The following is a 14,308-nucleotide window of genomic DNA, read 5'->3' as shown; positions in this document are numbered from 1 at the left end:
GGGCTGCGCTTTCTGGTCTTTGACGAGCTGCACACCTACCGGGGTCGGCAAGGGGCGGATGTGGCCATGCTGGTTCGCCGCCTAAAAGGACGCTGTGGGGCCAAGAACTTGGTGCATATTGGCACCAGCGCCACCATGATCTCCCGACCAGAAGCCGACGCCCAGGAGCGCCGCCAGACTGTAGCCGCCTTTGCCAGCCGCTTTTTCGGCCATCCCTTTGGGCCGGAGCACGTCATTGAGGAAACCCTGGCCCCCCTCACCGAGGGCGGCCCACCCACGGTGGCAGAGCTGAAGAGCGCCCTGGACTTGCCTTGGCCTACAAACCAGGCCGATCTGCGCCGCCATCCCCTGATGCGCTGGCTAGAGTATGAGCTGGGCCTGGAGCAAAGTCCCGATGGCAGCTTCAGGCGCCGCGTGCCCAGGAAGCTTTCCAAGGTAGCCGCCCAACTGGCAGAGCTGACCAGCACTACCCCTGAGAGCTGCACCGAGTCCCTACGCCAGTTTCTGGCCCACGCCAGCAGCCTGCGGGAGGGCTCTAGCCGCGGCCCGGCCTTGAAGTTGCACCAGTTTATCTCCCAGGGCCGCACCCTCTATGCCACCCTGGAAAGTCGGGACAAGCGGCAGTTTTCCCTGGAAGGACAAGTGCAAGCAGGGGAAGGAAAGCTGTTTTTCCCCGTCAAGTTCTGCCGCCACTGTGGCCAGGACTACTACCACGTCCTCAGGTCAAAGACTCACTTCCTGCCCTATCCTCTGGGGGAAGAGGTTGAGGAAGGCGAAGACCAGCAGGCCGGCTACCTCAGCTTGGATCCCATTGACAACGAGTGGTCGCCAGAGCAGATCCCGGAAGATTGGTACACCCCTGAAAACCGGCTCAAACCCCACTGGAAAAAGCGCGTCCCCCAAGCAGTTTGGGTACGCCCGGACGGCTCCTTTTCCGAGGTGCCTCAGGCAGAGGCCCAGAAGCTGTGGTGGCAGCCCCAGCCCTTTTCTCTTTGCCTAGCTTGCGGCGAGTACTACAGTGGGCGGGAGCGGGAGTTCGCCAAGCTGGCTTCCCTCTCCAGCGAAGGCCGCTCCAGCGCCACCACCATTCTGGCCACTTCTCTGCTGCGCCATGCCGCTCAGACGGGTGCAGCCCGCGGCAAGCTGCTCACCTTTACCGACAACCGCCAGGATGCCTCCTTGCAGGCCGGCCACTTCAACGACTTTGTCCACGTGGCCCTTTTGCGGGCCGCGCTCTATGCTGCCCTGCAGGAGAAAAAAGAGCTGGACTTCTCAGAGGTAGCCCCGGCAGTGGTGCAGGCCTCAGGCTTGAGCCTTGCCGACATTACCCAAAACCCCGATTTGGATCCCCAGTCGCCGGCTGCCCAAGAGGTCTGGCAGGCTTTTACGGAGCTAACCGAATACCGGCTCTACGAGGATCTGCGGCGCGGCTGGCGGGTTACCCACCCCAACCTGGAACAGGTGGGCTTGTTGAAAATCGAATACCGCAGCCTCAGGGAGCTTTGCCAAGGCTCGGCCCTAGCCCCTCTCCACCCCTGGTTTGTCCAGGCCGAGGTTGAGGAGCGGGAACGCCTGCTGCGGGCTGTTTTGGATCAGTTTCGGCGCAAATTGGCCATCGATGTGCGCCTGCTCAAAGCCGAGTCCCAGAGAACGCTGCGCCGACGGGCCGAGCAACACCTCAACGAGTTTTGGGGCCTAGAAGAGTACGACGAGCTGCGGACGGCCACCTGGTTTGCCCGCCAAAGCTGCGACGGAAAGGACATAACAACTTTCAGCCTGGGCCACCGCAGCGCTATTGGGCGCTTTCTCATCAAGTATCTCGAGCTGACCAGAGAAGCTTACGACGAGCTTCTGGGATCCCTGCTTTCTCTCCTAGTTAGCTACGACCTGCTGCGGCGCCACTCGGAGAATGGCCAGGAAGCCTACCAGCTCAACGCTGGCTGTCTGCGCTGGTGCCTGGGCGATGGCTCGCCGCCGCCAGATCCTCTGTATTCCCGCCGGGCCGAGCAGAGCGGCTACTCCTCTGCCCGCCGCCCCGTTAATCTCTTTTTCCAGCGCCTCTACCAGGCCGGGGCAGCAGGGCTGGGATCCCTGGAGGCTAGGGAGCACACTGCCCAAGTGGTTCGGCCAGGAGAGCGGGAGCAGCGAGAAAGGCGCTTTCGCGGGGAGGATCAAGCTCGACGCCTTCCCTATTTGGTGTGCTCGCCAACCCTGGAGTTGGGGGTCGATATTGCCGATTTGGATCTGGTGCATCTGCGCAACGTGCCCCCCACACCCGCCAACTACGCCCAGCGCAGCGGTCGGGCAGGCCGCCAGGGGCAGCCGGGACTCATCATCACCTATTGCGGGGCTTTCAATAGCCACGACCAGTACTACTTCCGCCGCCGCCCCGAGATGGTGGCCGGTCGCGTGCGCCCTCCCCGCCTGGATCTAGCCAACGAATCGCTGCTGCGCGCTCACATCCACGCCGTTTGGTTGGCTCAGGTGCGCCTGCCCCTAGGCAATTCCATTGAAACCGTCATCGACGCGGATCGGGAAGAGCTGCCCCTCAGGGAGACAGTGGCCCAGCAAATCCAACTTGAGGAGTCTGCCCGCCAACAAGTGAAGGAGCAGGTGCAGAAGCTGCTGGCCGCCGATCGCCAACTCCTAGATAAAAGCGGCTGGTTTAGCGAGCGCTGGCTTCAGCAGGTCATTGAAGAGGCACCCCAGGCTTTTGACCGAGCTTTCGATCGCTGGCGAGAGCTCTATCGGGCTGCCACGCAGCAGTTGGAAGCCGCTAACCGCCAGCTCCAGACGACTCGCCAAAAGAAAGACCAACAGGAAGCCGAGCGCCGCCAGCAAGAAGCCCTGCGCCAGCGCAACTTGCTGCTGCAGATTGGAACCCAGCGGGAGGAAAGCGACTTCTATCCCTACCGCTATTTGGCTAGCGAAGGCTTCTTGCCCGGCTACAACTTCCCTGCCTTGCCGGTGCGGGCCTGGGTGCCCCGCGGCAGCGAGGGCGAGTTCATCGCCCGGCCTCGCTTTTTGGCTATCCGCGAGTTTGCTCCCCACAACTTCCTCTACCATGAGGGCTGCCAGTGGGAAGCAGTGGCGTTTCAGGCTCCGCCCGGCGGCCTGGAGGAGCGCAAAAGTAGCCACAAGCTCTGTTTTAGCTGTGGGGCCTTTGCCGATCCCCACCTGGATTGCTGCCCCGTCTGCGGCACCCAGTTCGATGGGCAAAACAGCCTCTTTACCCAGCTTCTGGAAATGCCCAATGTGCGCATGCGGCGGCGGAATCGCATCACAGCTGACGAAGAGGAGCGGCGGCGGCAAGGCTACGAGCTGCAGACCTTCTTCCAGTTTGCTCCCGAAAGCTCTGGCTACCGCGTCCAAGAAGCTGATGTGCTGAGCGGACAAACTCCCCTGCTGCAGTTGCGCTATGCCCCGGCGGCCACCCTGCTACGCATCAACCACGGCTGGCGGGGAAGTGGAGGGCGCGGCTTTTTGGTCAACTTTGAAAATGGGGAAGTTCCCTCGCGAGATCAGCTTGAGCGGAACAGGGCAGGCTCGTCCAACCCAGTCCCCCTGCAGTCCATTCGCCTGGCGGTGCGCAGTACCCAAAACCTGTTGCTGGTGCGCCTAGTTCAGCCAGGGGTGGAGAATCCGCAGGCCCTGGAGACCACCCTGCGCTATGCCCTCAAGCGAGGGATCGAAGAGACCTTTGAGCTAGAAGAGACAGAGCTGGCCGCCGAGTGCATCGGCCAGGGATCCCATCAGGCCATGCTCTTCTACGAAACAGCAGAAGGGGGCGCTGGCGTCCTGCGGCGCCTGGTGGAAGAGCCCCAGGCTCTAGCGGAAGTGGCCCAAGTGGCGCTGGAGATCTGTCACTTCCAGCTTTCAGAGGCCGGGATCCAAGACCTGCGGCCCGAATGCCGAGCAGCCTGCTACGAATGCCTGCTCAGCTATGCCAACCAACGGGAAGCGCTGCAGCTTGACCGCTATCAGATCCGGGATCTTTTGGGCCTGCTGGCCAACAGCCGCACCGAGCTGCGCTCCCTGGGTCGCTCCCGCCAAGAGCACCTGGAGTGGCTGCGCCAGCTCCTGGACCCTCGCTCTGAACTGGAGCGCCGCTTTCTCGAAACGCTGGCAGCAGGAGGGTATCGGCTGCCTGAGGATGCCCAGAAAGCCATTGCCGATCCCGACTGCGTCGTTGACTTCTTCTACAGCCCCAACATCTGCATCTTCTGCGATGGCCCAGTCCACGACCAGCCTGCCCAAGCGGAACGGGATCGCCAACTGCGCTCGCAGCTGCAGGGACGGGGCTACCGCGTGCTTGTTCTGCGCTACAACCAAGATTTGCAAGAGCAGCTGGCTCGCTACCCAGAAGTATTTGGCAAGGGCAGCTAGTCCTGCTGGTGGGAAAACAGATAAGCTCCCACAAAAGCCAGGATTACCGCCAAGCCGCCCAAAACTCCCACCGTGTACCAGGGAAACTCCGCAAGCGGCTGGTAGGCGGCTGCCCGCATGCCAATGCTGGCGTAGGAAAGGGGCAGGCAATAGACCAGCACCTGCAGGTAGGTCGGCAACTGGGCGGGATCGAAAAAGGTGGCCCCCAGAAAAGACATGGGCGTAATCAAAAAGTTGGTTAGCACGCCCACACTCTCCAGGCTGGGCACCTTCAAGCCAGCAATTACCCCAATGCCGGCAAAGACGGCGCAATCCAAAAGTAGAACCAACAGCGACAAGGGGTGAAGCAGGCCCCAGGCCCCCGTACCCAGCACCCCCACCGCCAACACCCCCAAGGCCGTCAGCAGGCCGCGGGCAATGCCCGCCAGCACCTTGCCCAGATGCAAAGACAAGGGGTGCACCGGCAACAGCAGCAGCTCTTCAAAGCTCTTGGTAAATAGCCGCGATCCACAAATGGAGAAGGTGGTGCCGGCAAAGCTGATGGTCATGGCTGAAAGAGCCACCATCCCCGGCAAGATAAAGCGCAAATAAGAACCTGCCGCCGTGGATCCGGCCACCTCGGCCAAAGCTTCGGCCCGCAGGGATCCCCCTAGGCCCACCCCAAAGGCAACAATGTAGATGAGGGGAGCCACCAGCCCCGAGGCCACCACCTGCCAAACTCGCCCCCGCAGATCCAGCCAGTCGCGCCAGAAGATGGTTAAACTGTCTTCCCAGATTCGCTGATAGGGTAGGGTCAGGGCACGGCTTACCATAGGTTTTCTTCGCTGTATTAGAGGTCTTCTTGTTTTCTGCTGCCGCGGCCGTGGGGAACTGCTTGCTGCTCCCTACTAGTAACCGTAGTAGTTGGAGCGCCGCGACCGCCACCAGGCCACCGGCAGCGCCAATGCCTTGCTGAGAGTGGACACGTAAGCGCGGGTGCGAAAAACCTGGTAGTGGTTGCGCTCGATGGCGTTGAGAATCTGCCGGTAGAGCATCAAGGAAGCGGCTACCGGCCAGCGGGAGTCCGGCTGCAGGGTAGGGATCCCCCGTTCCGCTTGGGCATAGAGCTCTCTAGCCCGCCGGATCTCATAGTCCATCAAAGCCATCCAGCGCTCGTCAATAACATAGTTAAACAGGTCCCGCTCGGAGTAGTTGAAGCGGCGCAGATCTTCCAGGGGGATGTAGATCCGCCCGCGGCGGGCGTCCTCTCCCACATCCCGCAAGATGTTGGTTAGTTGCATGGCGATCCCCAGCGCCACCGCCTCCTCGCGGCCATCCCGGCCCGGCACAAACCCCATGATCTCCGAGCACATCAGCCCCACCACCCCGGCCACGCGGTAGCAGTAGACCCGCAGATCCTCCCAGGTGGCGTAGCGCCGCGTATCCAAGTCCATGCTCTGCCCCCGCAGCATCTCGCGAAACGGCTCGATGGAAAGGCGGTAGGTGCGGATGGTGTGGATCAAAGCGAGGTCCGTGGGGACTTGCGGCTCGCCTCCCTGGAAGAGCGACTCCAGATGGGATCCCCACTGCTCCAGCTTGCTGCGGGTGACCTCCACCTCTGCCTGGCTGGCTTCCAGTCCATCCAGCAACTCATCGGTTTGCCGCAGCCAAGCGTAGATGGCCCAGATGGCCCGCCGTTTGGACTGGGGCAAGAGCAGGGATCCCAGGTAGAAAGTCTTAGCGTGCTTGGCCGTAATCTGGCGACAGAGGGCAAAAGATTGCTCAAGCGGACTCATCTGGCTATCTCCAGGAGCACAGGGCCAGGATAGAGAAGGAAGAGGAACGGCGAGGGCACATATCAACACTACGGGAAAGCGGACGCCGCGGATAGCCTAGAAGAGGTTGTGGGGAAAAGAAAGATTCAAAAGGCATAGGAGGCGGACGGCGGAGAGCTAGACCCCCGCAGCTGCCAGAGTTGAGGCCGAGACAGAAGCGCGTTGAAACGGGATCCCCTTGTTGATGGCCTCCGCCGCCCACTTGCCGGAGAGGATGGCCCCCTCCATGCTGCCCAGGAAGGGCTGTAGGGTGTAGCTGCCCGCCAAGAAGAAGTTGGGAATAGGGGTAACTTGAGTGGGGCGATACTGCTGTCTGCCAGGGGTAGCCTTGTAGACCGAGCGCGGCGTTTTCACCACCACCCACTTGCGCACGCGGGCGGGGTTGGGGCCGGTAAGGTGCTGGGGAAAGAGTTTTTTCAGTTCCTCCAGCGTGGCGGCAAAGATCTCCTCATCGCCGCGATCAATCCACTCGGCAGCCGGAGCCAGCACCAGCTCCAACATGGACCGCTCCGGATCGGCATAGGCCCGGCAGGTGTTGCTCATGTCGGCATACACGCTCAATAGCGGCGAGCGGGAAAACAAGGAGTGATCGATGTGAGTAATCTTGCGGTCAAACCAGATCTGCAGGCTAATTACTGGCACCCCCTCCAGTTCACGCAGCTTTTGGAAAAAGGGGATCCCCCACCACTGCGCCGGCAGCAGCTCCTTGAGCGCGTCCACCGAAAGGGCCGAGACATAGGCATCGGCAGTCACCTCCACCGGCCCAGAGGGGGTGGCTAAGCAAAACCCGGCCACGCTGCCGTCAGGGTTGAGACGAATGTCCTGCAACGCCGCGTTTAGATGAACCTCCCCCCCACGGGCCACAATGTAGTCCACCATCGGCTGGCAGAGCCGCTCTGGGGGAGCGCCGTCTAGGTAGGCAATCCTAGAGCCATCTTTTTGCTGCAAAAAGCGGTTCAAGGCCGTCAGGGGCACCATGGCCGAGATCTCCTCCGGGTTGATGAAGGCCAGGGCCTTGGAGACGGCAATGAAAATATCGGTGTTGACCCGCTCGTCAATACCCTGCCGCCGCAGCCATTCCAAGAGGCTGTAACGATCCATCTGCTCTACATAGCGCTGGCCGCGAATCATGGCCGGCACCAGCCCCAGGGCAAACTTCACCTTTTCCCCCCAGGTGAGCATGTCGTTGTTGCGCAAGATGCCGACAATGGCGTTGAAAGGAGCGGGAATATCCGGCAGGTCAAAGCGGGAATAGGTGCCCGGCTTGTCCGGCTGGTTGAAAATCAAGCTGTGTTCCTTCCACTGCAGGCGATCGGAGATGCCCAGCTCCCGGAACAGCTGCAACGTGTTGGGGTAGGCGCCAAAAAAGTTGTGCAGCCCCGTCTCGATCCAGTCGCCGTCGGCATCTTTCCAGGCAGCCACCAGGCCACCCAAAACATCCCGCCGCTCAAAGAGGAGCGGTTGATGCCCGGCATCGCAGAGATACTTGGCACAGGCCAGCCCGGCCAGCCCGCCACCAGCAATGGCAACACGCATGAGGGTAACGACAAAGCAACATTTTTATTCTATTTGCAAACCGTTACAATTGCCGGGGCCAAGGGGCAGACGGAAGGCCGACCCAGCAAAAGCAGCGGAACAAGGGGATCCCGAAGCCCATCTGTCTCACTGCCGGGATCCCAATCGCTGGTAGGATACATACGGAAGAAAAAATAAAGATTTTCTGCAGTCCGGGGGAAAACAACGATGGCCAAACAAACACTGGGATCCCTGCTGTCATCTGGCTTTGATTTAAACGGCAAGCGCGTGCTGGTGCGCGCCGACTTCAACGTCCCGTTGGATCCCCAGGGCAACATCACCGACGACACCCGCATTCGCGCCTCCCTGCCCACCATCCAGGCCCTCACCCAGGCAGGCGCCAAAGTGATCCTCACCAGCCACCTGGGCCGCCCCGTCAAAAAAGACAAAGAGACAGGCGCGGTTAAGATCGCTCGCGAGGGCAATAGCCTGGCCCCCGTAGCCACCCGTCTTTCTCAATTGCTGGGCCAGCCGGTTGCCTTTGCCCCCGACTGCATCGGCCCTGAGGCCGAGGCGGTAGTGAACCGCCTGGAAAACGGCCAGGTGGCCCTGCTGGAAAACGTTCGCTTCTACCCAGAAGAGGAGGACAACGACCCGGAATTTGCCCGCAAGTTGGCCTCACTGGCGGACTTGTTCGTCAACGACGCCTTTGGCAGCGCCCACCGCGCCCACGCCTCTACTGCCGGCGTTACCGCCTATCTCCAGCCTGCTGTGGCTGGCTACCTGGTGGAAAGGGAGCTGCAATTCCTCTCCGGCGCCATTGAGGATCCGCGGCGCCCCTTGGCGGCCATCATCGGCGGCTCCAAAGTCTCCACTAAGATCGGCGTCATTGAGCGGCTCCTGGAAAAAGTGGACAAGCTCCTGCTGGGCGGCGGCATGATCTTTACCTTTTACCAAGCCCAGGGCCTCAAGACCGGCAAATCCCTGGTAGAAACCGACAAGCTGGATCTGGCCCGCTCCCTGATGGAAAAAGCCAAAGAGCGGGGGGTGGAGCTGCTGCTGCCGGTGGATGTGGTGGTAGCCGATAGGTTTGACAAAGATGCCCAGGCCCAGACCGTTTCCATCCACGCCATCCCCGAGGATTGGATGGGCTTGGACATCGGCCCGGAATCGATCAAAGCCTTCCAGGCTGCCCTGCAGGGGTGCCAAACCGTGGTCTGGAATGGGCCAATGGGCGTGTTCGAATTCGACCGCTTTGCCCTGGGCACAGAAGCCATTGCCCGCACCCTGGCCGATCTCACTCAAGCGGGAGCCACCACCATCATCGGCGGGGGAGACTCGGTGGCTGCCGTGGAAAAAGTGGGCCTGGCCGACAAAATGACCCATATCTCCACCGGTGGCGGAGCCAGCCTGGAGCTATTGGAAGGGAAGGTGCTGCCCGGCATTGCCGCTCTCACAGAAGCGTAGGTTCCTCCTTCGGGTCGCAGCCCCTCCAATCCAAAAACCAAGCCAAAAAGTAGGGGCTGGATTCAGCCCCTCCTAACTTTAGTCGGTGTAGATCGCTGCAGCGATGGCGAGACAGGATCCGGCTTAGTGCACCACCACTTTAACGTTGGCGTTGTTCAGGCCAGGACGCTTCACCTCGGCCAAGGTCTTGTTGACGGCGTACTTTTGGTTGATGGAGTTGATCAACTCGGTTTGGTTGTGCTTCTTGGCCACGCCCCACAGATCGGCGATCAGGTCGTAGGAACCGTCGGGATTCTTCGACCAGCCCAGGTCGTAGTCGCCTTCCAACTGAGCCACGATGTCAGCGCGAACACGCTGGCCGTTGTAGCCACGCACGTCGGCGTTCAGCTTAACGGTGTAGCCGAGATCGCGCAGAGAGTTGATCAGGATTTGGCTATCGGTGATCTTGGTACGCAAGGTGCTAAAATGAGACATGGTGTTTCTCTCCTGTGTGTAGGGGTTGGAACATCAACACAAACAATGGGCACTGTTCTTTGGGGAAGGTTTGGGCCCTGCCGTCCCTGCTTCTGTCAAGGTAGCTTTGGATCCTCACCTCCTCCTAGAACTCCAGCCGCTGGTACTCGGCTACAGAGGCCGCTGCAGGCCGAGCCCGCTGCTGGGCCCATTCCCTCAACGCTACCACTTGCTCCGTCATGGTGCGAGATAGCGGTTGAGTTGCTTTCGTTGCTGCCAAAATGTCCAGTTGGGTAAATTCGCGGTTCTGGGCAAACGCTTCGTACATGGCAGCAATCAAAACTTGTTCGATCTCCGCGCCGGAGAAGCCTTCACAGGCTGCGGCCAACTGGCGCAGATCAAAGCGGCTGATGTCGCGCCGCCGCTTCTTCAGGTGGATCCGAAAGATCTCGATGCGCTCGTTGATGTTGGGCAAGTCCACGAAGAAGATTTCGTCAAAACGGCCCTTGCGCAAGAATTCGCCCGGCAGACGGTCCACACGGTTGGCGGTGGCCATGACAAAGACCGGCGAGCGCTTCTCCTGCATCCAGGTTAGGAAAGAGCCAAAGATGCGGCTGGAGGTGCCCCCGTCAGAATCGCTGGAGCCTGCTGATCCAGCAAAGGCTTTGTCCAGCTCGTCGATGAAAAGGATGGCAGGGGCGAGAGATTCAGCAGTTCGCAGGGCACTGCGCAGATTCGCTTCCGATTTGCCCACCATGGAGCCATCATAAACGCGGCCCATGTCCAGACGCAGCAGGGGCAGGCCCCAGAGACGGGCAGTGGTCTTGGCGATCAGCGACTTACCGCAGCCAGGCACGCCCAGGATCAGCATACCCTTGGGTTGGGGCAGTCCATAGGCGCGGGCCCGCTCAGTGAAGGCCTCAGAACGTTGCAGCAGCCAGCGCTTCAGCTCTTCCAGACCGCCAACGGCGTCGATGGTCTCGTCCTCTTCGATAAACTCGAGAATGCCGTTGCGCCGGATCAGTTGCTTCTTCTCAGAGAGGATGATGTCTACTTCTGCCTCGGTGAGGCGACCATGCATCACCACAGCCTTGCGGTAGACTTTTTCTGCCTCGTCCTGCGTTAGGCCCAGGGCCGCCTTGAGCAACTTTTCGCGGGTATCAGGAGCCAAAGGCAGGGAGCGCGGGATCTGCTCCAGCTGGCGGTTGAGGGCGCGCTCCAATGTGGCCATGTCCGGCAGGGGGAAGTCCACTACGCAAATGTCTTTCTCCAGCTCGACCGGGATCACCTGCACCGGCGACATGAGCAGGATGGTTTTGTGGGATCCCTTCAGGCTGGCAATAGCATCCCGCAGCCAGCGCTTCACCTCGGTGTTGTCCAAGAAGTCATGTAGGTCTTTGAAGACGCAGATGGCGGGATCCTTTTGCTCCATTACCCACTGGATGGCGGGCTGGGGGGATTGGGTGTTGTGCTGGGTGAGGCTGCGGGGGTTGCCGTATTCGACGATGCCGTGGGTAACTGTCCAAATGAATAGGCGACGCTGAGGCTTAAGGGTGCGGGCAATTGCTGCCAGAGCCGCTTCTGCCCGTTCCTCCTCTGGAGTCAGCAGGTACAGCAGTGGGTATTGAGCTTGAATGAGGATGCTTAGCTCTTGCATGGGAAACACCAACTGCAGAGGGGAAATTTCAGGAGCCGCCAGAACGGTTGAAAAATGGGGTTCGAGTTGCCTAGGTATTGGATCGCACTTGGGAGTACGCCCTTGTTGGATGGATTTTGAGAGGATTTTAGAAGCTTTCTGTGTTGCTGTCTGCTCCTATCAGCTCAAGTTCCTGAAGGGGGCCTGCTTGGGAGCGTTCTAGCAGGGTACCAGAGCATCCTGCCGTTGCTCTTCCGAGCCAGCAGCCGATCCCCAGTATTCTGGCTCCACCTCTTCAAGGATGGCTTCGGCAGCCGATGTCTGGTGCAGGGAAACCACCTCTCCATCGCGGATAACAAATGGGTGACTACACTTGGGACATTGATGGACACGATAGGCGCTACCTTGTACCCCTTCAATGACCTCTGGGTGAAGCAGATAGAAGGTAATGGCCTTCTCTGCCACTGCCGACATCGGCTCCCGCTCCACGGCAGCCCGAATCTTCAGATTCCGGTGCAGCTCAGGTGAGAGATACAGGGTCACCTTCTGCTTGGACTCTGTGCCTTCCACTACCTCTGGCCGATGATTCATGGCTAACCGCTTTCTTTGAATTGCTTGCCAAACTTGGGGCCTATCATAGCCAGTCTGCCGGCTTGACGGCAAGTTTTTAACAATCTGTAACAAACAATTTTCTTGATGGCCCTCTGTGGATACCTGCGGCTGGGGGAGTAGGCTAGGTGGAAGACAAGGAGCGGAATGTCCAATCCCTATGGAACGCTTGATCAACACCCTCAGCAAAAATTTCTCTAGCTGGGGCCGCCGTGCCCTGGTGCAGGCCAGCGATGGTTTGGCCAGCTTGAGAGACACTGCCGTGGATAACGGCAATCTGTTACTCTGCAAGGCTCGCATCGCGTTTGCGGATGCCAGCTTCACCACCCTAAAGGCAATTCGGTCTCGCTTTGGCGCCAGTCGCTGACGGTTGGGCAGAAGCACCCTGCTAGCCGCCCAGATCTTGCAGCCGATAGAGGCTGGCATAGAGCCCGCTGAGGGCCATGAGCTCGGCATGGGATCCCTGCTCTTTGAGTTCCCCCCGCTGCAGAACCAAGATGCGATCCACATCGCGGATGGTGGAAAGGCGGTGGGCGATGATCAGGGCGGTGCGATCCCGCAGCAGGGTGTCTAGAGCGGATTGCAGGAGGGCTTCGGTGCCCACATCCAGGCTGGCGGTGGCTTCGTCCAAAACCAAGATTTTGGGATCCCGCCACATGGCCCGCACAAAGCTGATAAGCTGTTTCTGGCCGCTGGAGAGGTTGCTGCCCCGCTCTCGCACAGGGGTGGCGTAGCCTTGGGGCAAATTGCGGAGGAAGTCATGCAGGTTGAGTTGGCGGGCGACCTGCTCCACTGCCGCTAGATCTGCCTTCTCTCCTAGGGTGATGTTTTGCTGGATATCCCCGGAAAACAAAAATCCATCCTGCAGGATTACCCCTAGGTGGCGGTGCAGCTCAGCCTGGGGGAGATCCCGAATATCAACGCCGTCAATGCGAATAGATCCCTGGGTTACGTCGTAGAGACGGCAGAGCAAGCGAATGATGGAGCTTTTCCCGGCTCCCGTGGGCCCCACCAGGGCCACTTTTTCTCCGGGGCGGATGGTGAAGGTGAGGTCTTTGAGCACCCACTCCCCGGGGTTGTAGGCAAACCAGACGTGCTCGAACTGCACCTCTCCTCTGGCATTGGGAGGCAAGTGGCGGGGCTGAGCGGGATCCCGGATGGCGACCGGCAGGCTGAGGATGGCATCGATGCGCTCGACGGCGGTGAACCCCGCCTGCAGGGCGGTGAACTTTTCCGCCAACTGCCGCAGCGGGTTGAAAAACCGTTGCGAAAAGAGAATAAAGGCGTAGAGGCTACCGAAGGTGAGGGGTTCCCTGGGCAGGGGCAGGGATCCCGTCCATCCCCCTCCAAGTGAGCCCCTACCGGCTGACATCACCTGCTGCCCGCCCACCCAGAGCAGGGCCGCCACGGCCAGCCAAGAGACCCACTCCAAAACGGCAGAAAGGGCAGAATCATAAAGGATGGTTTGATCCACTTCCCGGATGTAGCGGCGGTTCATGGTTTGAAAAATCTCGCTATTGAGCCGCTCCCGCCGAAACAGTTGCACCACGGTAATGCCCAAGATGTTCTCCTGGATCCAGGAGTTCAGCTTGGAGAGTTCTTCGCGCACGCGAAAGTTGGCATCCCGAAAGCGGCGCTGCAACTCGAGGACAACAGCGCTGATGGGCAGGACGATGAGGATTAGCAGCAAGCCCAGATCCCAGCGTTGGCTGAGCATGACCACCGCGATCACCCCCAGAGTAAACAGGTCGCTGACAATGCCGACGGCACCGGTGGAAAAGACATCCCCCAAGGCTTCCACGTCGCTGGTGATGCGGGTGATCAACTTGCCCACCGGGGTGCGGTCGAAAAACTGAGCCGGCAAGGCCAGAATGTGGGCGAAGAGATCGTCGCGGATGTCGCGGGTCATCAACTGCCCCAGCTTTTGGCTGACATACCCTTCCAGGGCTTGGAAGAGCCAGCGAACCAGTACCGTTAGGATCAACAGCCCCACATAGGGCCAAAGGCCGGAGAGGATCCCGGCCTCACCTCGTTCCAGCGCTCGGGCAATGGGGCCATCCAGAGCCCGCTGTAGGATCAGAGGCTGCACCGCATCCGCCAGCGCCAAGGGAGGCAGAAAGGCCAAGGCGGCCAACAGTAGCTTCAGGTGCCGACGGGCGTAGGGCCAGAGCAGCCGCAGCAGCCGCCAATCGCTTTCTCGCCGAGGGCGGGGATCCCTACTTAAATCGGTATCGGGGGGAGAGGCGGCAAGGCTCACAGGCTTACACCCGAGAACAACAAAGACAACTCATAGAGAGCACTGATCTACTCTAAGCGCTCTCCCTGAGGGAGAGGGAGTTTGGGATCCGCAAGGGTTTCCTCGCCATTGGGAATGGCTATAGCTGCACCCCTAATGGCTCTGGGACGGACGGAAAACTGGCCGCTTCAG

At 60.3% G+C, this 14,308-nt stretch carries 10 protein-coding genes; 3 read left to right on the top strand and 7 right to left on the bottom strand.

The window, feature by feature from the left end; genetic code table 11:
- A partial coding sequence (locus NW820_RS03490) for a Zn-binding domain-containing protein (protein WP_414406686.1) occupies nt 1-4,386 on the top strand: 4,386 nt, incomplete at its 5' end.
- Here the strand turns inward: NW820_RS03490 and NW820_RS03485 are convergent.
- From NW820_RS03485 to pds, 3 genes are all read right to left on the bottom strand, one after another.
- Nucleotides 4,383-5,198, bottom strand: a complete 816-nt coding sequence (locus tag NW820_RS03485) for an ABC transporter permease (RefSeq protein WP_414342371.1) — start codon at nt 5,196-5,198, stop codon at nt 4,383-4,385. The two genes, NW820_RS03490 and NW820_RS03485, sit on opposite strands and share 4 nt — an antisense overlap.
- Nucleotides 5,199-5,273: 75 nt before the next feature.
- A complete protein-coding gene (locus NW820_RS03480) occupies nt 5,274-6,161 on the bottom strand; it encodes a phytoene synthase (RefSeq protein WP_414388869.1) in 888 nt (295 codons plus the stop codon).
- A gap of 156 nt (nt 6,162-6,317) precedes the next feature.
- A complete protein-coding gene (gene pds, locus NW820_RS03475) occupies nt 6,318-7,736 on the bottom strand; it encodes a 15-cis-phytoene desaturase (protein ID WP_414406685.1) in 1,419 nt (472 codons plus the stop codon).
- Between the two features lie 207 nt (nt 7,737-7,943).
- Here pds and NW820_RS03470 point away from each other — a divergent pair, with 207 nt between their 5' ends.
- Entirely contained in the window at nt 7,944-9,182 is a 1,239-nt protein-coding gene (locus NW820_RS03470) for a phosphoglycerate kinase (protein ID WP_414406684.1), read from the top strand.
- 123 nt (nt 9,183-9,305) lie between these two features.
- Here the strand turns inward: NW820_RS03470 and NW820_RS03465 are convergent, their stop codons facing one another.
- From NW820_RS03465 to NW820_RS03455, 3 genes are all read right to left on the bottom strand, one after another.
- On the bottom strand, nt 9,306-9,656 hold the full coding sequence (locus tag NW820_RS03465) for a DUF1257 domain-containing protein (RefSeq protein WP_414406683.1): 351 nt from the start codon (nt 9,654-9,656) through the stop codon (nt 9,306-9,308).
- A 124-nt stretch (nt 9,657-9,780) separates the two neighbouring features.
- Nucleotides 9,781-11,292: an AAA family ATPase gene (locus NW820_RS03460; RefSeq protein WP_011433294.1), complete on the bottom strand. Its 1,512-nt coding sequence runs from the start codon at nt 11,290-11,292 to the stop codon at nt 9,781-9,783.
- A gap of 198 nt (nt 11,293-11,490) precedes the next feature.
- Entirely contained in the window at nt 11,491-11,862 is a 372-nt protein-coding gene (locus NW820_RS03455) for a hypothetical protein (protein ID WP_041436554.1), read from the bottom strand.
- Between the two features lie 178 nt (nt 11,863-12,040).
- Here NW820_RS03455 and NW820_RS03450 point away from each other — a divergent pair, with 178 nt between their 5' ends.
- Complete coding sequence (locus NW820_RS03450) at nt 12,041-12,247, top strand: hypothetical protein (protein WP_041436551.1); 207 nt, start codon at nt 12,041-12,043, stop codon at nt 12,245-12,247.
- Between the two features lie 21 nt (nt 12,248-12,268).
- Here NW820_RS03450 and NW820_RS03445 read toward each other — a convergent pair whose 3' ends face one another.
- On the bottom strand, nt 12,269-14,137 hold the full coding sequence (locus NW820_RS03445) for an ABC transporter ATP-binding protein (protein ID WP_414406682.1): 1,869 nt from the start codon (nt 14,135-14,137) through the stop codon (nt 12,269-12,271).
- Between the last annotated feature and the right edge of the window lie 171 nt (nt 14,138-14,308).

Origin of the sequence: Synechococcus sp. R55.7 (assembly GCF_047461955.1) — a bacterium.
GTDB lineage: Bacteria > Cyanobacteriota > Cyanobacteriia > Thermostichales > Thermostichaceae > Thermostichus.
The sequence above is the reverse complement of the archived record's forward strand: the minus strand, read 5'-3'. Positions and strand labels throughout refer to the sequence as shown.